Origin of the sequence: Frischella japonica, from assembly GCF_014489845.1 — a bacterium.
Lineage (GTDB): Bacteria > Pseudomonadota > Gammaproteobacteria > Enterobacterales > Orbaceae > Frischella > Frischella japonica.
The window spans coordinates 37,072-57,400 of the sequence record NZ_JABURY010000004.1 but is presented as its reverse complement, the minus strand read 5'-3'; the positions used below and the strand labels follow the sequence as shown (position 1 = coordinate 57,400).

The 20,329-nt window shown below is 34.6% G+C and carries 16 protein-coding genes, 3 tRNA genes and 1 pseudogene; 11 read left to right on the top strand and 9 right to left on the bottom strand.

All coding sequences use genetic code 11. The features are described 5' to 3' along the window. Nucleotides 1–30: 30 nt before the first annotated feature. On the top strand, nt 31–423 hold the full coding sequence (gene hslR / locus FcAc13_RS01030) for a ribosome-associated heat shock protein Hsp15 (protein WP_187754343.1): 393 nt from the start codon (nt 31–33) through the stop codon (nt 421–423). Nucleotides 424–467: 44 nt separating this feature from the next. Next, nucleotides 468–1,334: an Hsp33 family molecular chaperone HslO gene (hslO, locus tag FcAc13_RS01025; RefSeq protein WP_343066761.1), complete on the top strand. Its 867-nt coding sequence runs from the start codon at nt 468–470 to the stop codon at nt 1,332–1,334. A 464-nt stretch (nt 1,335–1,798) separates the two neighbouring features. Here the strand turns inward: hslO and argF are convergent, their stop codons facing one another. After that, the gene (argF, locus tag FcAc13_RS01020; RefSeq protein WP_187754341.1) at nt 1,799–2,806 is read right to left on the bottom strand and encodes an ornithine carbamoyltransferase; all 1,008 of its coding nucleotides are present in this window, start codon (nt 2,804–2,806) and stop codon (nt 1,799–1,801) included. A gap of 293 nt (nt 2,807–3,099) precedes the next feature. On the opposite strand from argF, the gene carA reads away from it, so the two are divergent. Both carA and carB read left to right on the top strand, forming a co-directional pair. Continuing rightward, nucleotides 3,100–4,260, top strand: coding sequence for a glutamine-hydrolyzing carbamoyl-phosphate synthase small subunit (carA, locus tag FcAc13_RS01015; RefSeq protein WP_187754364.1), 1,161 nt, complete (start codon nt 3,100–3,102; stop codon nt 4,258–4,260). Nucleotides 4,261–4,265: 5 nt separating this feature from the next. Then, nucleotides 4,266–7,481 carry a carbamoyl-phosphate synthase large subunit gene (gene carB / locus FcAc13_RS01010; protein WP_187754340.1) on the top strand — a complete coding sequence of 1,072 codons (3,216 nt, stop codon included), beginning with the start codon at nt 4,266–4,268 and terminating at the stop codon, nt 7,479–7,481. A gap of 62 nt (nt 7,482–7,543) precedes the next feature. Here the strand turns inward: carB and smrB are convergent, their stop codons facing one another. Both smrB and nth read right to left on the bottom strand, forming a co-directional pair. Beyond that, nucleotides 7,544–8,092 carry an endonuclease SmrB gene (gene smrB, locus FcAc13_RS01005; RefSeq protein WP_187754339.1) on the bottom strand — a complete coding sequence of 183 codons (549 nt, stop codon included), beginning with the start codon at nt 8,090–8,092 and terminating at the stop codon, nt 7,544–7,546. Between the two features lie 4 nt (nt 8,093–8,096). Further along, the gene (gene nth, locus FcAc13_RS01000) at nt 8,097–8,735 is read right to left on the bottom strand and encodes an endonuclease III (protein ID WP_187754338.1); all 639 of its coding nucleotides are present in this window, start codon (nt 8,733–8,735) and stop codon (nt 8,097–8,099) included. Nucleotides 8,736–9,173: 438 nt separating this feature from the next. Here nth and FcAc13_RS00995 point away from each other — a divergent pair, with 438 nt between their 5' ends. The 7 genes and pseudogenes from FcAc13_RS00995 to flgL all read left to right on the top strand — a co-directional run bounded on the left by FcAc13_RS00995 (nt 9,174) and on the right by flgL (nt 15,716). Next, on the top strand, nt 9,174–9,887 hold the full coding sequence (locus FcAc13_RS00995) for an RNA polymerase sigma factor FliA (RefSeq protein WP_187754337.1): 714 nt from the start codon (nt 9,174–9,176) through the stop codon (nt 9,885–9,887). Nucleotides 9,888–10,085: 198 nt separating this feature from the next. Beyond that, nucleotides 10,086–10,403: a flagellar transcriptional regulator FlhD gene (gene flhD, locus FcAc13_RS00990; protein WP_370633715.1), complete on the top strand. Its 318-nt coding sequence runs from the start codon at nt 10,086–10,088 to the stop codon at nt 10,401–10,403. Nucleotides 10,404–10,411: 8 nt separating this feature from the next. Then, nucleotides 10,412–10,927, top strand: a pseudogene (flhC, locus tag FcAc13_RS00985) (flagellar transcriptional regulator FlhC); the annotation flags it as partial. Nucleotides 10,928–11,087: 160 nt separating this feature from the next. Beyond that, entirely contained in the window at nt 11,088–11,987 is a 900-nt protein-coding gene (motA, locus tag FcAc13_RS00980; RefSeq protein WP_187754334.1) for a flagellar motor stator protein MotA, read from the top strand. Between the two features lie 9 nt (nt 11,988–11,996). Continuing rightward, nucleotides 11,997–12,953: a flagellar motor protein MotB gene (motB, locus tag FcAc13_RS00975; RefSeq protein WP_187754333.1), complete on the top strand. Its 957-nt coding sequence runs from the start codon at nt 11,997–11,999 to the stop codon at nt 12,951–12,953. Between the two features lie 148 nt (nt 12,954–13,101). Beyond that, nucleotides 13,102–14,745, top strand: coding sequence for a flagellar hook-associated protein FlgK (flgK, locus tag FcAc13_RS00970; protein ID WP_187754332.1), 1,644 nt, complete (start codon nt 13,102–13,104; stop codon nt 14,743–14,745). Nucleotides 14,746–14,759: 14 nt separating this feature from the next. Further along, nucleotides 14,760–15,716 carry a flagellar hook-associated protein FlgL gene (flgL, locus tag FcAc13_RS00965; RefSeq protein ID WP_187754331.1) on the top strand — a complete coding sequence of 319 codons (957 nt, stop codon included), beginning with the start codon at nt 14,760–14,762 and terminating at the stop codon, nt 15,714–15,716. Nucleotides 15,717–16,120: 404 nt separating this feature from the next. Here the strand turns inward: flgL and FcAc13_RS00960 are convergent, their stop codons facing one another. The 6 genes from FcAc13_RS00960 to FcAc13_RS00935 form a co-directional block, all read right to left on the bottom strand. Next, entirely contained in the window at nt 16,121–18,271 is a 2,151-nt protein-coding gene (locus tag FcAc13_RS00960; RefSeq protein WP_187754330.1) for a polysaccharide biosynthesis tyrosine autokinase, read from the bottom strand. Nucleotides 18,272–18,300: 29 nt separating this feature from the next. After that, a complete protein-coding gene (locus tag FcAc13_RS00955) occupies nt 18,301–18,732 on the bottom strand; it encodes an arsenate reductase/protein-tyrosine-phosphatase family protein (protein ID WP_187754329.1) in 432 nt (143 codons plus the stop codon). 13 nt (nt 18,733–18,745) lie between these two features. After that, nucleotides 18,746–19,915 carry a polysaccharide export protein gene (locus FcAc13_RS00950; protein WP_187754328.1) on the bottom strand — a complete coding sequence of 390 codons (1,170 nt, stop codon included), beginning with the start codon at nt 19,913–19,915 and terminating at the stop codon, nt 18,746–18,748. A 144-nt stretch (nt 19,916–20,059) separates the two neighbouring features. Continuing rightward, a tRNA-Arg gene (locus FcAc13_RS00945) sits at nt 20,060–20,136 on the bottom strand. A gap of 20 nt (nt 20,137–20,156) precedes the next feature. Next, nucleotides 20,157–20,233, bottom strand: a tRNA-Arg gene (locus tag FcAc13_RS00940). A 17-nt stretch (nt 20,234–20,250) separates the two neighbouring features. Beyond that, nucleotides 20,251–20,327: transfer RNA gene (locus tag FcAc13_RS00935), tRNA-Arg, on the bottom strand. Nucleotides 20,328–20,329 lie beyond the last annotated feature (2 nt).

Genomic DNA, 20,329 nt, shown 5'->3' with positions numbered 1-20,329 from the left:
AATGAAATATAAACTTTCAAGGGAAAAAATATGAATGGCGACCATTATCAAACTCGGCTCGATAAGTGGCTTTGGGCGGCACGTTTTTATAAAACCCGTTCTATTGCTAAAGAAATGGTCGATGGGGGTAAAGTTCATTATAATGGACAAAGAACAAAGCCAGGAAAAATCGTTGAAGTCGGAGCTGAATTAAAACTGAGACAAGGTCATGATGAAAAAACAGTCATCATTTTAGCCATAAGTGAACAGCGTCGTTCAGCGAGTGAAAGTCAACGACTTTATCAAGAAACCCAACAAAGTATTATTAAACGTGAAAATATAGCCCAAGCACGTAAACTTGGTTCTTTAACCATGCCCCACCCGGATAGACGGCCGGATAAAAAAGAACGTCGAAATTTAATTAAATTTAAATATGGTGAATAATCTATTCACTTGGAGTTACTATGACACAATCGCATAATCCAACAATTTTACATGATAAGTTATCTCGTTTTTTATTCGATAATCACGCTGTACGTGGTGAGTTGGTTAATTTAAATGAAACCTATCAACATATTTTAAATACTCAGGATTATCCTTTAGCAGTACAAAACATACTGGGTGAGTTACTTGTTGCCACTAGTTTACTTACCGCGACATTAAAATTTAAAGGTGATATTACGGTTCAATTACAAGGTGATGGTCCATTAAGTCTAGCCGTTATTAACGGTAACAGCGAGCAACAAATGCGTGGTATTGCCAGAGTGAATGGTAGCATTATAGAGAGTACCTCTTTAAAAGAAATGGTAGGCAATGGTTATATTGTGATCACAATTATGCCGGAACACGGAGAACGTTATCAAGGTATCGTTGCACTAGAAGCAGATACCATTACAGGCTGTATTGAAAATTATTTTAAGCAATCTGAACAATTACCAACTCGTTTATTAATTAAAACTGGTATATATCAAAATCAAGTTGTTGCAGCTGGATTACTTTTGCAAGTTTTACCTACCAGTGACGAAACACATGATGCATTTGATCATTTATCAACTTTAGCAGAAACCTTAAAACCTGAAGAACTTTTTGGTCTACCTGCCGAAGAAATCCTATTTCGACTCTATCATCAAGAAGAGGTCCGGCTTTTTGATGCACAAAATGTCGTTTTTAAATGCCGTTGTTCCAAAAAGCGTTGTGAAGACACCTTGGTTACTTTGCCAAAAGAAGAAGTTGATACAATTTTGGCAGAAGATGGTAAAATTGATATGCATTGTGATTATTGTGGTACACATTATATTTTTGATAAAATTGATGTTGAAAACCTTCGTCATCAACAACGAACCATTAAACATTAACAGATCTGATTTTAGCAATTCATAATGTGATTTAACTTAAATGAGTATTTTTCCATAAAGTTACATAACTTTCGAAAGATACTCATATTCAGTTTTGCCAGTCACTTTCAATAACAGTTAATTATCAGTTATATTTTTTTCAAATAGGTTTGAAATTATATCAATAAGATAAAAACGTCAGTTTAAAAAATACCATAGCGAATAATCTTTCATTTCTTGTAAAACTTTCATCATAGCTTGATTTGTTAGCGCATACCCAAAATATAGTAAAATCAAGTGAGATAAACTAAACGATGGTTTTAAGTATCTTGCGATAAATAATATTTAAAATGGAATCGATTAACAACGATTCCTTTGCATTTGTTATAAGAATCAATTTTCATTTGACTAAATCAATCGTTAAAACGTCAATAAGATGATTGAACCCAATGTTCTTATTTAAAAATAGTGACTTGACCTTATCATCAGTCCTTACTTAATGTTGCAACCATGACCGCTTTGATGGTATGTAAACGGTTTTCCGCTTCATCAAACACAATACTATAATGTGACTCAAATACATCATCCGTAACTTCAAGTCCATTAGTTAACCCATATTGAGCTGCCATTTGCTGACCAACCGTTGTCTTCATATCATGAAACGCAGGTAAACAATGCATAAATTTAACATTTGGGTTTTGAGTTAACTGTATGACATTCTGATTGATCTGATAAGGTGCCAATAATTTTACACGTTCATCCCAGACTGTTTTTGGCTCTCCCATTGATACCCATACGTCAGTATAAAGAAAATCAACCCCTTTAACGCCTTCAGCAACGTCTTCGGTTAAAATAATTTTAGCCCCCGTTTTGGCTGCAATCGTTTGACATTGTTCAACTAAACTTTGATCGGGTTGACAAGCTTTCGGTGCAACTAAGCGAATTTCCATTCCCATTAATGCCGCGCCTTCCATTAACGAATTACCCATATTATTACGAGCATCGCCCAAGTAAGCAAATTTAACACTCTCTAATTTTCGGTTACCAATATGCTCTTGCATGGTCATAAAATCAGCAATAATTTGCGTTGGATGAGCTTCGTTAGTTAACCCATTCCACACCGGAACACCAGCATATTTGGCTAATGTTTCGACAATTTCTTGCCCGTGACCACGATATTCAATACCATCATACATTCTTCCTAGTACTCTTGCAGTATCGGCAATAGATTCCTTATGACCTATTTGACTACCATTTGGTCCCAAATAAGTAACACGAGCACCTTGGTCAAACGCCCCTACTTCAAAAGCACAACGAGTTCGAGTAGAATCTTTTTCAAATATCAGCGCAATATTTTTACCTGCTAAATATTGTTGTTCTGTTCCTTCCCGTTTAGCGCGTTTTAAATCGATAGCTAAAGCAATAAGTGTGTAAATTTCAGTTGGTGTAAAATCTAATAATCGTAAAAAATGACGTTGATAAAACCCATGCATATGTTGCTCCTATATTTGACTTATCATTTATATTAATCGATATCGGACAAAAATTAGCAAAATTCTATTTGAATAATTATTCAATATCAAGTTAAAGTACTATTTTTTACTATATATTAGAGTATCATTCATCCCGATCTCAAATTTTAGACTATTTTTGTCAATAATTAATTATATTATAACGATCAAATATTTTATGATAAATATATTGCTATTCTCATTTTGCAAGCTAAAATATAATGAATATAAATTCATAAATAATGACTTATTATTCAATAAGAGAGTTGCAAATCATGCATGATCATGCCTTACTGATATTACAAGATGGTACTCAATTTCATGGAAAATCAATTGGTGCAGAAGGATATACCGTTGGTGAAGTGGTTTTTAATACCTCGATGACGGGTTATCAAGAAATTTTGACCGATCCTTCTTACTGCGAACAAATCATCACATTAACTTATCCACACATTGGGAATGTTGGCACAAATCCTGCTGATGAAGAGTCGGATCAAATTCATGCCAAAGGCCTTATTATTCGCGATTTACCTTTATTAGCCAGTAATTTTAGAAGTACTAATAACTTAAAAGCTTATCTTAAGCAACATAATGTTATCGGTATTGCTGATATTGATACCCGCAAACTAACCCGTATTCTTCGTGAAAAAGGTAGTTTACATGGCTGTATCATGACAGCTTCTAATCAAGAAGACCTAATGAAACAAGCAGATAACATATTGTTTAACGCACAAAACTTTCCTGGCTTAAATGGCGTTGATCTCGCCAAACGCGTTAGTACTAAACATATTTATCACTGGCAAAAAGGTTCATGGTCATTAAATCATCCACATCCTTCAGCCAAAAATAAAGCTGAATTTACTTATCATGTTGTCGCCTATGATTTTGGTGTAAAACGCCAAATTTTAACCATGCTTGTCGATCGCGGATGTTATTTAACGGTGGTTCCAGCACAAACTCCTGCTGATGAAGTGTTAGCGCTTAATCCTGATGGAATATTCTTATCTAACGGTCCTGGCGATCCAGCCGCCTGTCATTATGCTATTGCGGCAATAAAACAGTTGCTAACCACTGATATTCCCATTTTTGGTATTTGTTTAGGGCATCAGTTATTAGCATTAGCTTGCAATGCGAAGACACTTAAAATGAAATTTGGTCATCATGGTGGTAACCATCCAGTCAAAGACATTGAAAAAAATATGGTAATGATTACCGCTCAAAATCATGGTTTTGCTGTCGATGAAACTACTTTACCGAATGATTTAAGGGTAACTCATAAATCTTTATTTGATAAATCACTACAAGGTATTCATCATAATGTTAAACCGGCTTTCAGTTTTCAAGGTCATCCAGAAGCGAGTCCAGGTCCCCATGATGCAGCTCCATTATTTGATCACTTTATTGAACTTATTTCTAATTATAAACAAAGGCAATAAGCAAAATGGCAAAACGTACTGATATTAAAAGTATTTTGATTATTGGCGCTGGACCAATCATTATTGGTCAAGCATGTGAATTTGATTATTCTGGTACTCAAGCATGTAAAGCGTTACGAGAAGAAGGTTATCGGATAATTTTAGTTAACTCAAATCCTGCAACAATTATGACCGATCCCGATTTAGCAGATGTTACCTATATCGAACCTATTCACTGGCAAACCGTCAGTAAAATCATTGAAAAAGAACGACCTGAAGCAATCTTACCAACTATGGGTGGACAAACGGCATTGAATTGTGCGTTAGATTTAGAAAAACATGGCATTCTTCAACAATTCAATGTTGAAATGATTGGCGCAACCGCAGATGCTATTGACAAAGCTGAAGATCGTAAACGTTTTGATCAAGCCATGAAAAAAATTGGTCTTGAAACAGCACGCAGCGGCATCGCTCATAATTTAAAAGAAGCGCATCTAGTACTCGATAAAGTTGGTTTCCCTTGCATTATCCGTCCATCATTTACGATGGGAGGAACCGGGGGGGGAATTGCCTATAATCGTAGTGAATTTGATGAAATATGTTTACGTGGATTTGATCTATCACCAACCAATGAATTACTCATTGATGAGTCTCTCATTGGTTGGAAAGAGTATGAAATGGAAGTGATAAGAGACAAAAATGATAATTGTATTATTGTCTGTTCGATTGAAAATTTTGATCCAATGGGAATACATACTGGTGATTCAATTACGGTTGCTCCTGCACAAACACTAACAGATAAAGAGTATCAAATAATGCGTAATGCATCATTAGCTGTGCTACGTGAAATTGGTGTTGAAACAGGAGGCGCTAATGTTCAATTCTCAGTTGATCCTAAAAGTGGTCGTTTAATTGTAATTGAAATGAACCCTCGTGTATCGCGATCTTCTGCTCTGGCATCGAAAGCAACTGGATTTCCAATTGCCAAAATCGCAGCTAAATTAGCTATCGGGTATACACTTGATGAATTAGCAAACGATATTACAGGTGGTAAAACGCCAGCATCATTCGAACCTTCTATTGATTATGTAGTAACTAAAATACCTCGTTTCAATTTTGAAAAATTTGCCGGTTGTAATGATCGGTTGACCACTCAAATGAAATCGGTAGGCGAAGTGATGGCCATTGGACGAACATTTCAAGAATCATTGCAAAAAGCATTACGTGGTTTAGAAGTTGGTGTATCTGGACTGGAATCGAAATTCAAAAGTGAAGTTAACAATGAACTACAAACCATTATTCGACACGAGCTACAAGAAGCTGGCAGTGATAGAATTTGGTATATTGCTGATGCTTTTCGTTCAGGTTTCACTTTAACAGAAGTGTTTGAACTCACACATATTGATCCATGGTTTTTAGTACAAATTGAAGAACTAATTAAAATTGAACAAATTATTAGCCAATTAGATATCAATCAACTGGATGCAAAACAACTACGATATTTAAAACGTAAAGGATTTTCCGATATCAGACTTGCACAGTTACTTAATGTAACAGAAGCAGATATTCGCCAAAAACGTTGGCAATTTAATCTCCATCCAGTTTATAAACGTGTTGATACCTGTGCAGCTGAATTCGCTACGCAAACAGCCTATCTTTATTCGACTTATGAAGATGAATGTGAAGCTCAACCACAGTTTGAACGTAAAAAAACCATGATCTTAGGAGGTGGACCGAATCGAATTGGTCAAGGAATTGAATTTGATTATTGTTGCGTTCATGCCGCACAAGCACTTCATCAAGATGGATATGAAACCATTATGGTTAATTGTAATCCAGAAACTGTCTCAACCGATTATGATACGTCAGATCGCCTGTATTTTGAACCGGTTACCCTTGAAGATGTACTAGAAATTGTCCACCTTGAACAACCGAATGGCGTTATCGTTCAGTATGGTGGGCAAACACCTCTGAAATTAGCTAAAGCATTAGCTGAAGAAGGTGTTGCTATTATTGGTACGTCACCAGATGCTATTGATCGAGCGGAAGATCGACAACGCTTTCAACAAGTCGTGACTAAACTTAATCTTAAACAGCCGGTTAATGCTACGGTGACTAACCTAGAACAAGCCTTACATGAAGCTGAGCGTATTGGTTACCCATTAGTTGTTAGACCATCTTATGTTTTGGGTGGTCGTGCTATGGAAATTGTTTATAACCCCAACGATTTACAACGCTATTTTGATACTGCTGTTAGTGAATCAAATAATGCCCCAGTATTACTAGATCATTTTCTAGATGATGCTATTGAAGTTGATATAGATGTAATTGCAGATGGTGATAGTGTTGTCATCGGAGGGATTATGGAACATATTGAGCAAGCTGGCGTTCATTCTGGTGATTCTGCATGTTCATTACCAACGTACACTCTTTCCGATGAAGTATTAGCAGAATTACGTGAACAAGCTAAACAGCTTGCTTTAGAATTAGATGTTAAAGGATTAATGAATGCCCAATTTGCTATTAAAGATCAACAAGTCTATTTGATCGAAGTCAATCCACGTGCTGCACGAACAGTTCCATTCGTTTCAAAAGCGACAGGTGTTGCATTAGCCAAAGTTGCCGCTCGAGTGATGGTTGGGCAATCCTTAAAACAACAAAATATTACTCATGAAATCATACCAAATTATTATTCAGTCAAAGAAGTTGTGCTACCATTTAATAAATTTAGTGGTGTTGATCCTATTTTAGGACCAGAGATGCGTTCAACAGGCGAAGTCATGGGAATCGGAAAAACATTTGCGGAAGCCTTTGCTAAAGCGCAACTTGCTAGCTTATCCACGATGAAAAAACAAGGCAAAGCATTATTATCTGTTCGAGATCAGGATAAAAAACGGGTGTATGAAATTGCAAAGCGTTTAATTAAACATGGATTTACTCTTGATGCAACCGATGGTACAGCTAAATATCTACAACAAGCAGGTATTCTATGCCAAAAGGTCAATAAAGAGACGCAAGGTAGACCAAACGTTCATGATCATATTAAAAATGGCGAATATAGTTACATACTTAATACCACGTCTGGACGGGCTGCAATTGAAGCATCTAAAATATTACGTCGTAGTGCCATTATGTATAAAACCCATTACGATACCACAATTAATGCCGCATATGCCACAACGGCGGCTCTCGATTATGATGCAACAGCTCAAGTTACTTCATTACAGCAATTATACCAATAAAAATAATCGCAAATTACCATTACCGAATCATTCTTAAACTTGATTCGGTAATATCCACTTCATTATCGGAAAAATTCATCAATCTGTTTATTGAGATCAAATACAACTAGTAATGCAGCACTACCGCTAAAAGCTTTTGGAGCCTGATGAAAACAGATGATATCAGGATGCTGTGCTAACCACATTGGTGTTTGCTTTTTTAAAATATTCTTGCCATGTCCATACATAATACAGGCACATACAGCCCGTTCACGTAGACAAGCTGTAATTAAAGCTGATATCTCTTTTTTGGCTTCAAGTTGTGTTAAACCATGTAAATCCAGAAAAAATTCGGGTTCATAATAACCACGTTTTAACTTTTTAAGTTCATTAGGGTCAGCTGATTCTCGTAAGTAACGTATAGGATCATCCTGCAATAAGGGTTGGAAATCATCGGAAAAGTAGAATTCATTATTTAAAGCTTCTTGCTGATGTTTTTTAACCCGGATTTCACGTTTTATCTGCTTGTTGGGTTTATGCACAACCGTATCTTGTTCTATTTTTTTAGTCTTACCGATAACACTTTTGAATAACGCGACATCCTCATCACTAAGATTAAATTTATTTGACATAATATTACTCTGGATAGACCTTATCTTTAAATTCACATAAATCTTCAATCACACATGAACCACAACGCGGTTTCCGTGCAATACAGGTATAACGACCATGGAGAATAAACCAATGATGACAATTTATTTTATAATCAGCAGGCACTACTTGTAGCAGTTTATCTTCCACAGCTTCTACCGTTTTTCCACAAGCAAACCCAGTACGATTACATAATCGAAAAATATGCGTATCAACCGCTATTGTTGGCCAACCAAATGCAGTATTTAATACAACATTTGCGGTTTTCCTTCCAACCCCCGGTAAGGCCACTAAATGAGCAAAATCTTCTGGCACTTCACTATGATGCTGAGTAATCAATATTTGACAGGTTTTAATAATATTTTGCGCTTTGCTATTAAAAAGACCAATAGTACGAATGTATTCCTTTAAACTCTCAACCCCTAATGCTAACATCGCCTCTGGCGTATTCGCGACGGCAAAAAGCGATTTAGTCGCTTTATTGACACTGACATCCGTTGCTTGAGCGGATAACAATACCGCAATTAATAATTCAAACGGGGTATGATATATCAATTCAGTGGTGGGATCTTTTATGTGCGCTTTTAAGCGTTCAAGAATTTCTATACGTGTTTTTTGTTTCACAATATTATATTAAAATCACTATTATTCATTAATTATTATATCAACTATTTAAATCTTTGGTAAGTTAGTTAATGCTAACTTAACCAAAGTTAGTTATGATGATATTAAATACAATTATTACTAAATAAACTAGCATTTTTATCAAAAAGACAGATATTTTTGATTAGTCAATCAAACAAACCTTAGCATTCTAAATATATTTAACATTATTAATTGGCTAGTCATAATGCTAATTTTTAATTAGAAAGCACAAAAATATGAAAAATTTTAACTGATTAAAAATATATATGATTATTGAGAAAATATGATTTAAGTGAATTTTTATTTTTCTTAATAATCATAAATACCTATTTTTTACTTCCCTATTTTGCCAATTAAATTCTTATAACATCGGCATAATACCAATAATCATTTTTTTCATATTGGTTTAGTACCAAAATGAGTGTTAGTTTATATAACTCGCAAGGGATAGTTGATGATGTTGATTGGCAACAATATATTCCATTAGTTCGCCATGAAGCATTAAAATTAGCAATTAGATTACCTTCAACGGTTGAATTGGATGATTTACTGCAAGTTGGTTATATCGGATTATTAAATGCTCTTGAACGTTACGATCCGGCACATGGCACTGCTTTTAGTACTTTTGCAACGCAACGAATCAAGGGGGCAATGTTAGATGAATTACGCAGCCGTGACTGGTTACCGCGTGGAACTAGACAAGATATAAAAAAAGTTACCAAAGCAATTAGTGAATTAGAACATCAATTAGCTAGAGCGCCAGAAGAACAAGAAATTGCTGATTATCTCGCAATATCAATTGAGCATTATCGTAAAATATTATTGGATTCAAATAATTGTCAAATTTATTCTTATGACGAAATGAGAAGAAAATTAGGTGATGGTATCGATTCAATTATTGATCAACAAGAAGATAATAATCCATTCTCGGACATTATAAACGAAGAAATACGACACATTGTTATGGAACAGATTAATCGGTTACCGGAAAAAGAAAAGATGGTATTGATGCTCTATTATCAAGAAGATCTTAACTTAAAAGAAATAGGTAAAATCATCAATATCAGTGAATCGCGGGTTAGTCAACTACATAGCCAAGCGATAAAAAGAATAAAAAGTAAAATTTCTTGATAAAAATATAAAAATTAAATTAAATTTTATTAAATAAATGTAAATTATTGGTAAATATGAGTTTTTGCGAATTTTCCATTGTTTTTTCGTTGATATTTCGCGGAAAAAATATATTTTGCGTTTTAAAATAAGAAAATTAAGTGTTATCCTGTTGGTAATTTTAATAAATTTGGATTGGTGATTAAATTGGATGATGTAATCGACAATGACACGCTAAAATGCATACATCATTTAAATCTTTCTACGCTCTTGCTTAGTCAGAGAATGCTTGAAAAAGATAAATATGCGGCGATGTATCGTTTAGGAATCGATGAAGAAACAGCTGATGTTATAAGTAATTTAAATGCTCCTCAGATGTTAGTTTTATCGGAAACTAATCAATTGATTTTTCAACTAAGATTCCAAAACTCCGATATGGTTAAAAAGTTAACTGAAGACTCACGCGTTGGTGATATTAAACAGATGCATACTGGGATCCTATTATCAAGCTTACTTTTAGATTCCTTAAGTAAATAGGAAAGACGATGAAAGAGAAAAGTATTATAAAAAAATACAATGATATTCAATTGGCTATGCGGTTGATTTCACTCGGAGCCAGAATTCAAATGTTAGAGAGTGAAACCGATTTAAGTCGAGGGAAATTGATAAAACTTTATAAAGAAATTCAAGGATGCCCGCCGCCTAAAGGATTATTACCGTTTTCCACTACTTGGTTTATGACTTGGGAACCGAATATTCATTCTAGTGTATTTTATAACGCGTACCGTTTTTTGGTTAAAAATAGTGGGCTATCGGGTGTTAAAGCGATTATAAAAGCTTATCAGCTTTACTTAGAACAGTGTCCACCACCAGAAAAAGGGGAACCCGTTTTAGGTTTAACCCGAGCATGGATATTAGTCAAATTTGTAGAAAGTAAAGTAATGCAACAATCATGTTGTAAAGGATGTACGGGACGTTTCATTACTCACGCTTATCAACCTCGTAACACTTTTATTTGCAGTTTATGCCAACCACCGTCACGGGTGGAAAAAAACCATAAAACTCACAAAGAAAATCAGGCCAAATTTTTACAAGTACTCTCTTCATCCATCTCACATACTTTTAGTCCTGCAAGCATTGAACGGATCTCTATTTAAACTAAAAGTAATGAATTTTTTGATGAATAACATTGACTGTTTAAAATTAAAATAAGGAAAATTAATGCCAATTATTATCGGTTATATTATTGTAATTGCTTCTACCTTACTGGGTTATGTGCTAAGTGGTGGCTATTTAGCAGTACTATTTCAACCGTTAGAATTTCTGATTATTGGTGGCGCTGCATTAGGTGCATTTATTGTCAGTAATAATGCCAAAGTACTCAAAGCGACGCTTAAAGCAATCGGACAATTATTTAAGCCTGCAAAACACAATAAAGCACTTTATTTTACATTAATGAGTTTATTGTATAGCGTTTTGAATAAAATTCGTCAAAGTGGCATGTTATCCATTGAATCTGATATTGATAACCCTCAAGAAAGTGAACTTTTCAAACAATATCCACAAATTTTGGCCGATGCTCCTGTTTGTGATTTTATTACCGATTATCTACGTTTGATGATTAGTGGCAATATGAATGTTTTCGAAATGGAAGCATTGATGGATGAAGAAATCACCACTTATCATCATGAATTAGAAAAACCCGCAGATGCAATTGCCAGTATTGGAGATGGTTTACCTGCGTTTGGTATCGTAGCTGCTGTTATGGGGGTCATTAATACCTTAGCACAGGCAGATCGTCCAGCAAGTGAGTTAGGTGAACTCATAGCTCATGCGATGGTAGGCACATTTCTCGGTATATTACTGGCTTATGGATTTATTTCACCTTTAGCGGCATTGTTAAGGCAAAAAAATGCCAATGCAACCAAAATTCTCGAATGTATTAAAGTGATATTATTAACGAATATGCATGGCTACGCCCCACAAATTTGTATTGAATTTGGTCGGAAAATATTATTTTCGACTGAACGTCCTACATTCTTTGAGTTGGAAGAACATATTCAACAATCAAAAGATAAAGCAGCGAATAGTAATATTGAAACAAATAACGCAACAAATTAGACGCTAGCCATGAAAAAACCACAATCTACCACAATTATTATTCGTAAGAAAAACATTCAACATGCTGGTGGGCATCATGGCGGTTCATGGAAAATCGCTTATGCTGACTTTATGACAGCAATGATGGCGTTATTTTTAGTGATGTGGCTAATTAGTAAAGCAACTCCACAGGAACTTCAAGGTATTGCGGAATATTTTCGTACGCCATTAGTAATGGGTTTTACCGGTGGTAACAAAATCAGTGATAGTGAAAGCCCTATCCCTGGAGGCGGTGATGATCTAAGTAAAATGGATGGTGAAGAAAAAAACGATAATATTGCGCAACAATCAATTGAATTAGAACAAAAACATCTCGAAACTCTACAATTAATCGCCGCAGCACAAAAAATTTTTGAAGTTTTTCATCTTGATCCTCGACTTGAAAAATTAGCGCCTAATTTAATTGTCGAATTAACCGAATTGGGGTTACGCATTCAAATATTATCCTCTAATAATGAACCCATGTTTGATATTGGTAGCGCAAAAATTGATCCAAATATGCAAAAAATTTTGCAAGCACTGGCTCCTATTCTCAATAGTCTTCCCAATAAAATCACTATTTCTGGTCATACTGATGAACGTAAGTATCGTAATGGTGATCGGGGATATAGCAATTGGGAACTATCAGGCGATAGAGCAAATGCCTCAAGAAGAGAACTTATTAATAGCGGATTAGATTCAAAGAAAATTATTCGCATTATTGCATTAGCCGATACTGTTAGTTTAAATCACAAAAACTTTAATCAGGATTCTAATCGTCGTATCAGCATTTTAATTCTCAATAAAACAGCACAACAATATATTGAAGATGAAAATACGATGACCGGTATCGATTTATTAAATAAATTTAAATCTCAAGAAGAATTTGAACAATCAACACCATCTCAATTTGAACCAGTGGCAACTGAACAAGATAATGTGAATTGACAAGTTTATACAACATATTGACCATTATTTATTCTTTTAAAATAGAAACTAAAATTTTTACTAAAGTTTTTACTGAATTCGTCGATACCTTATATAACTTATTATTTTTTAATAACATGGTTAATCACAATTTTCCTTAGGAGTTTTCATGGCTAATTCATTAATAAACACCGGTATAAGTGGGCTCAATGCTGCGCAAAACATGCTTAATGTAATTAGTAATAATATTAGTAATGCCCACACTATTGGTTATAATCGCCAGCAAATCATTTTAAGTCAGGCAAATGGCACGCACTCAGGAAAAGGGTTTACCGGTAATGGTGTAAAAGTGAATGCTATAAATCGTAGTTATAACCAATTTATGGTAGATCAATTACGCCAAGCACAATCACAACATAGTTCAATTAATGCTTATTATGGCGAATTATCTAAGGTTGATAATCTCTTTTCAGATAAAGAAAATAGTTTATCTGCACAAATCAGTAATTTATTTGCCAATTTGAATAAATTGACAAATAATGCAGGCGATCCAGCCACACGCCAAACGGTAATGAGTAGTTTGGAATCATTGGTTAGTCAATTTAATAAGACTGAAATTAACCTAAAAAATCAAATTAACAATGTCAATACAGAATTGAGCAAAAACGTCGATAAAATAAATAGTTATACCAAGCAAATCGCTGAATTAAATCAAAAAATTGCTCGATTACAATCTGTTAGTGGCGGCCAGCAACCTAACGATTTACTTGATCAACGTGATCAATTAGTCAATGAATTAAATGAAATTGTCGCTGTGAACGTTACCCAACAAAATGGTCAATATAATCTTTCTTTAAATAATGGCTTAAATTTATTACAAGGTTCAGCGGTTAATTTATTAAGCGTTCAACCATCATCAGCAGACCCATCACTTAACACCATTATTTATACTCATAGCTCGGGTGCTACCCAAGAATTAACACGTGAAAACATCAATTCCGGCACAATACACGGTCTATTAACCTTTCGTGATGGTCCTTTGACTGAAGCGCGTAATCAGATTGGTTTAATTGCTTTGAATCTTGCAGAACGCTTTAATGAAATACAATGTGATGGTGTCGATATTCATGGCAATAAAGGTGAAAAATTATTTGATTATTCTCGACCAATTGCCATTGCTAATCGTAAAAACCATGGTAATGCAACTATTACTATCGACTATGAAAAAGTTACAGATATTAAAGCCTCGGATTATGAAATTACTTTTAATGGCACTGATTGGATCGTCACTCGTTTATCGGATCATCAACAAATTAATGTAAAACAGGAGGGTGATAAATTATTATTCGATGGTTTAGCAATTACAATAGATGGCACTTTAGCTAGTGGTGATTCATTTGTGGTTAAACCTGTAGCGGATATTGCCAGTTCATTACATTTATTAACTAAAGATCCGAATAAATTAGCTAGTGGAATTTTAGACGATGAGAATGGAGCAGGAGATAATCGAAATATTGCTAAATTACTTAATATTCAAAACGAAAAACTGATCAATGGGGATACAACACTATCCAATGCTTATGCTTCATTGGTTAGCTATATTGGAAGTGAAACCCAATCAGCAAAAATATCTGCTACGGCAAGTAAGAATATCGTTAATCAAATTAATGAACAGAATCAATCTGTTTCTGGCGTTAATATTGAAGAAGAATATATCTCCATGCAAGTATATATGCAATATTATCAAGCTAATGCCAAAATCATTGATACCGCAACGACCCTATTCGACACAATATTAGGTTTAACTAAGTGATAAAAGGATAAAATATGCGCATCAGCACCAATTCAATGTACCAAAAGAATTTACAGAATATTTTAAATACCCAAAGTCATTGGCAAAAATCCGGTTTACACTTAGCAACGGGTAAAAAAGTCCTCTGTCCATCAGACGATCCAATGGCGGCATCACAGGCACTAGTTGTAAAACAAGCACAAGCTCGCAATGAGCAATTACAAGCTACACGACAAAGCATCGAAAAATCACTAGCACGTCAAGATACAATTTTAAAAGAAGCGACTACGATTGTACAAAATATTCAAGAAACATTAGTTTATGCTGGTAATGAAACATTGAATGATACTGACAGAGCGGATTTGGCCAATAAGTTACAAGGCTTCAAAGATCAACTTATTTCCTTGGCAAATTCACGTGATGCTAATGGACACTATATTTTTGCTGGCTCAAAAAATGATACCCCACCTTTTATAGTTAATGAACAAGGTCAAGTCAGTTATGTTGGTAGTCAAGAGACATTAAACGTTTTCATTGATGAGACTCGTGAAATACCGATCAATTTTACGGGTAATAACATATTTTTAATAGGATCAAATATTAAAGAATCAGATGATTCGACATCTGAAATTGATCTTTTTGCCAGTATTGATCAGGCACTCTTAGCATTAAATATGGAATTAGATCAAGGTACTGAAGCCGATGCTGTAGCTTTCCGAGATTTATTAGCAAAGGCTAATAAAGGAATTGATAACTGTTTTAGCCATATTTCAAGTGTTCGTGCGCAAGGTGGTTCACTTTTAGCAGAAGTGGAAAATTTAATGACATTAGGTAAAACCTTAGATATTGATTTCCAGACACAGATCAGTGAACTTGAAGATGTTGATTGGTATGAAGCAATTTCCGATTATGTAATGCTTCAAGCCAGTTTAAAAGCCGCTCAACAAACATTTATCAATATGCAAAACATGTCTTTATTTCAGCAAAAATAGGGCTTAATCGAGTAGCTCACTAATTTGAGCTACCTAATTAATATCATTCAATTTTCTATATAAACTTATCATCTAAACTCTAAAGCAGATGGTTTATGATGTTCATCTTTATTACCAAGGAATTAGATAGTTCTAATTTAGCTTTTGTTCAAACAACTGATCAGAAATTGTTTAGTTAATAGTTAAACAGATGAAGGTTATTTATTTTAAGCTCTAATCAATCTTTTAGCATGTTAATTAAGATCACAAGTTCTATTTTTTATGAAGATTATTAAGGTTATTGCACAAACCACTGTAAATAACGCAAATATTTATCTCAAATAAAAAACACCTTAAAGTTTAGATCAACTTACTAAATTTTAAGGTGTTTTTTAGAACTTTATTTAAAATTAATGGATTAATAGCTATTTATAATTATACCCATATTGATAATAGTTACCAGTTTTACGCACAACACAGTTTAATATCGCGCCCTTAACATTAATATTATTTTGTTCAAAACGTTGTAGACCTAATTCAACTTCTTTTACAGTATTTTGTCCATAACGAACGACCATCATCACAGTACCAGCATATTGGCTAGCAATACAGGCATCGGTAACAGCTAATACGGGCGGTGTATCAACTAATATAATATCATATTGTGTCTCAGCCCATTTTAACAATTCTTTAAATCGGGGATGCATCAAAAGCTCTGATGGATTAGGCGGAACCATACCTCTTGGGATAAAATCCAAATAATCATTTAATTGACCTTTATGAATCATCTGTTCGATGTTAAGCCTTCCTGATAAATAATCTGATAAACCAGGCTTTGCATCAACTTTCATCAATTCATGTAGATAACCTTTGCGCATATCTGCATCAATTAATAACACTTTTTTACTTAAATCGGCAATAACAACCGCTAAATTTGCGGTAATAAAAGTTTTACCTATTTGCGGACTACAACCTGAAATAGCTAAAATATTATTCTTGGCTTCCATCATCGCAAAATGTAAACTCGTTCTCAAACTTCTTAAAGCTTCAACAGATAGATCGCTTGGTGAACCAATTGAAACTAACTGACGTGCCCGTACATTTTTACGTTTATGCCCTTTTAATATACGCTTTAACGTCTGATTTTGTTTGAACTGCCAATCAGAAACAGGAATACTCGCATAGACATTTAAACCAATATCATCTAACTGTTCAACACCATCAATCGTTTTTCTAAATACAACAGACGTAATTATCGCACCACATGATAAAATAAGTCCAAGTAAAAAAGCGATGGCAATGCTCAATATTCGTTTTGGTTTCAGCGGTCTTGGCTGAGTCAAAGCATTATCGATTATCCTAACATTACCAACAGTACTTGCTTGAGAAATATTGAGTTCTTGTTGTTTATTTAAAAGTTGAATATAAATTTCGTTGTTTGCTTTAACATCACGAGTTAGTCTTAATATCTCTTGTTGAGTTTGCGGTAAAAAACTAATTTTTTCACCTAATTTCGCCCGTTCATTTAATAAAGTTTGACGTTTTTCTAATAAAGAACGATATGCTGGATGCTCTTTAGTATATAGTTTAGATACTTCTGCTTCTTTAAACGTTAATTCATTCAACTGAGCTTCAAGTTGAACAGAGGAATCAAGTACTGACTTAGCTTCTAACGATAAATCCACTGAGTCATTTTTTTGTCTAAATTCATTAAGCTTATTCTCTGATTCATCAAGTTCTGCACGAATGCGCGGTAATTGTGTCTTTAAAAATTCAAGACTTTTGGCGGCTTCTTCTGATTTACGTTCGACATTTTGTGATAAATAGTTAGCACAAATTTGCGCTAAAATTACCTGAATCAATTTTGGATCTTCACCTAGCAAACTTAACTCTAGCATGCCAGTATCCTTACCTTTATCTGCAACCGATAAATTATCTAAAATATCATCATTAATGACTTTTAAATATGAACGTTTGGTAACTTTAAATACGGTATTTGGTTCAGCCTGAATATCGCTTACTAATAATGAAACGTATCGATTAGTTTCATACTCGCCAACAACACCCGATAAAATCTCATCACTATCTTTCAATATAACATAATGTTGATTATCAATAACTTTTAAAGTTAGTGGGACATCTTCCAAATCTTTATCAACGTTATAACGGGTCAACGCAATTTTATTATTATTACCCATTATCCGAGCCCAACCTTTACCAAAGAAAGGGAAAAAAGATTCCTTCACCTCGATATCTAATGATAAATCTTTTATCGTTTTACCAATTATCATTCGTGAACGAATCAATTCTATCTCGGTTGTTGAAGTTGGTTTGCTCCCAGTTATAACACTACTGAAATCTTTAAGTAGCGAGTTACCTACTTTTTGTTCCACTTGTACAAGTGCATCAGCTTTATATATTGGTGTTGCAAAAATAGCATATAATATCCCGCAAATCGTGGTTATACAGGTAATTGTTACAATAATTTTCCATTTGTCGACTAGTGAATAAAATAAACTTAGTAGATCGATTTCTTCATTACTACTGGATAATTTATCTGATTTTGTCGTAGACATTTTTATAATTAAACCTTATGTATTAATACTTATTTTAGTTTCTCTATCCATGCTTTATTAGACTTATCCAAATCCAGGTATGTTTTTTCAAATAAATCTAAATCGCCGCCATACGGATCAAGAATTTCAAATTCATTAAGCCAATGACCATATAGCATAACTTTACCTCTAACTTCTGGTGCTATGCGACAAACGGCCTCTATATGAGGCTTTTCCATAACTAAAATGAGGTCTTGTTCAGCACAAATATTGCTCGTTAATTGACGAGCACGATGACCTGCCAGCGATAAATTATTTTGTTCAGCAACCCACTGAGAATTTTCATGCGCCGGATCACCGACTACAGCCGCAATACCCGCTGAAGTGATTTTTTTATTCGGAAAAGACCGTTGTAATAACCTTTCGCCAATTGGTGAACGGCATATATTACCAATACAAACTACACAAATAGAATCAAACATAAAATACTCTTCTTTAATTCGGCCAGTTGCGAATCCAACGAATGGTTTCAGTTAAGCTGTTAGCACTTTGAATGGTTGGGAGTAATTGCATAATTGTACGATTCCAACGTTCAATCGGTGCAGTGGTAACATACACGACATCATAAGGCTCTAACTGAAAATTAGTTGCTAATGCCATTGCTGTCGCATCTTTTAAATTAAGCTGATATACATTTGCGATTTTTTCATTTTTAGCGGTTGTGTTTTCAGTATGAGTTGCACGAATGACAAATACACCTGATGTATCACTAGTTTTTTGATTAATCCCATAGGCACTACCTAACGCTTCGGCGAGTGTCATACCAGATCTGTCCATAACCAGAGTTGATTGTTTCTCTACTTCGCCCATCACAAATACTTTTAAAGTATCATTCGTTGGAATATAAAGAATATCTCCACCGGTTAATAATCTATTTTGCGTTAAATCACCATATTGCATTAACGATTGTAACGAGATATGCTCCTTGACACCTTTGTGTGTTAAAACAACATTACGCCAATCAGCCTTGTTGGTCAAACCACCAGCATTATTTACAGCATCTAAAATAGTTAAAGGTACATTACTAACCGGCTGCTTTCCTGACTTCACTACTTCACCTGTTACATAAACTTTTTGTGAATTAAAGGACGAAATACTTATATCAACCTGAGGGCTTTCAATATAAGTCGACAGTTTGGTGGAAATAATGTTGCGTATTTCCTCTAATGTTTTACCTACTACCTTTAATTTACCAACATAAGGATAAAATATCGTGCCATCAGCATGTACCCAGTTACCCGCTTCACTCGCACTACGATAAGAACCTGCAGGTATAGTCAATTCAGGATGATCCCATACGGTTACGTTAATGATGTCTCCAACGCCAATTCGATATTGATATTTTTTGATTTCATCATCCAATTTAGGATTATTTTTGGCAATTACGGGGACATTATGTAAATCACGTATCAGCAAAGGTGTGAGTGGATATATATTAACTAATTTATTTAGATCAAAATCATGATCGGCTTGCTTGACTATATTCTTGTGATTAGTACTTATATCAGAACCAGTTAATGTACAGCCATTGATAAAAAAAGATAGACTAATACTTGTTAATAATGCTATTTTTCTTAGTCGTAGGTAAGGAATTGATTTTATCATAGTTATTAATCAATAGTTTATAGGAAGTGTCGATTATAATAACATAGCACCAATATATTATGGAAGGCAAAATTAGAATAACTCATGCTAAATTTATAAATAAAATAATCGTTTACTAAAAAATACTCGAGATTATAAAATACATGGCGCACCCGAAGGGATTCGAACCCCTGACCGCTCGGTTCGAAGCCGAGTGCTCTATCCAGCTGAGCTACGGATGCTCGGAGAAATGAATATAAAATGGTGCATCCGAAGGGATTCGAACCCCTGACCGCCCGGTTCGTAGCCGGGTACTCTATCCAGCTGAGCTACGGATGCAAATATAAATTTAAAAATGGTGCATCCGAAGGGATTCGAACCCCTGACCGCCCGGTTCGTAGCCGGGTACTCTATCCAGCTGAGCTACGGATGCAT

Coding starts and splice junctions, on each gene's coding strand:
- flgL (WP_187754331.1), top strand. CDS start 14,760: ATGCGCATCAGCACCAATTCAATGTACCAAAAGAATTTACAGAATATT.
- motA (WP_187754334.1), top strand. CDS start 11,088: ATGCCAATTATTATCGGTTATATTATTGTAATTGCTTCTACCTTACTG.
- flgK (WP_187754332.1), top strand. CDS start 13,102: ATGGCTAATTCATTAATAAACACCGGTATAAGTGGGCTCAATGCTGCG.
- FcAc13_RS00960 (WP_187754330.1), bottom strand. CDS start 18,271: ATGTCTACGACAAAATCAGATAAATTATCCAGTAGTAATGAAGAAATC.
- carB (WP_187754340.1), top strand. CDS start 4,266: ATGGCAAAACGTACTGATATTAAAAGTATTTTGATTATTGGCGCTGGA.
- FcAc13_RS00950 (WP_187754328.1), bottom strand. CDS start 19,915: ATGATAAAATCAATTCCTTACCTACGACTAAGAAAAATAGCATTATTA.
- FcAc13_RS00955 (WP_187754329.1), bottom strand. CDS start 18,732: ATGTTTGATTCTATTTGTGTAGTTTGTATTGGTAATATATGCCGTTCA.
- carA (WP_187754364.1), top strand. CDS start 3,100: ATGCATGATCATGCCTTACTGATATTACAAGATGGTACTCAATTTCAT.
- FcAc13_RS00995 (WP_187754337.1), top strand. CDS start 9,174: ATGAGTGTTAGTTTATATAACTCGCAAGGGATAGTTGATGATGTTGAT.
- smrB (WP_187754339.1), bottom strand. CDS start 8,092: ATGTCAAATAAATTTAATCTTAGTGATGAGGATGTCGCGTTATTCAAA.
- hslR (WP_187754343.1), top strand. CDS start 31: ATGAATGGCGACCATTATCAAACTCGGCTCGATAAGTGGCTTTGGGCG.
- argF (WP_187754341.1), bottom strand. CDS start 2,806: ATGCATGGGTTTTATCAACGTCATTTTTTACGATTATTAGATTTTACA.
- motB (WP_187754333.1), top strand. CDS start 11,997: ATGAAAAAACCACAATCTACCACAATTATTATTCGTAAGAAAAACATT.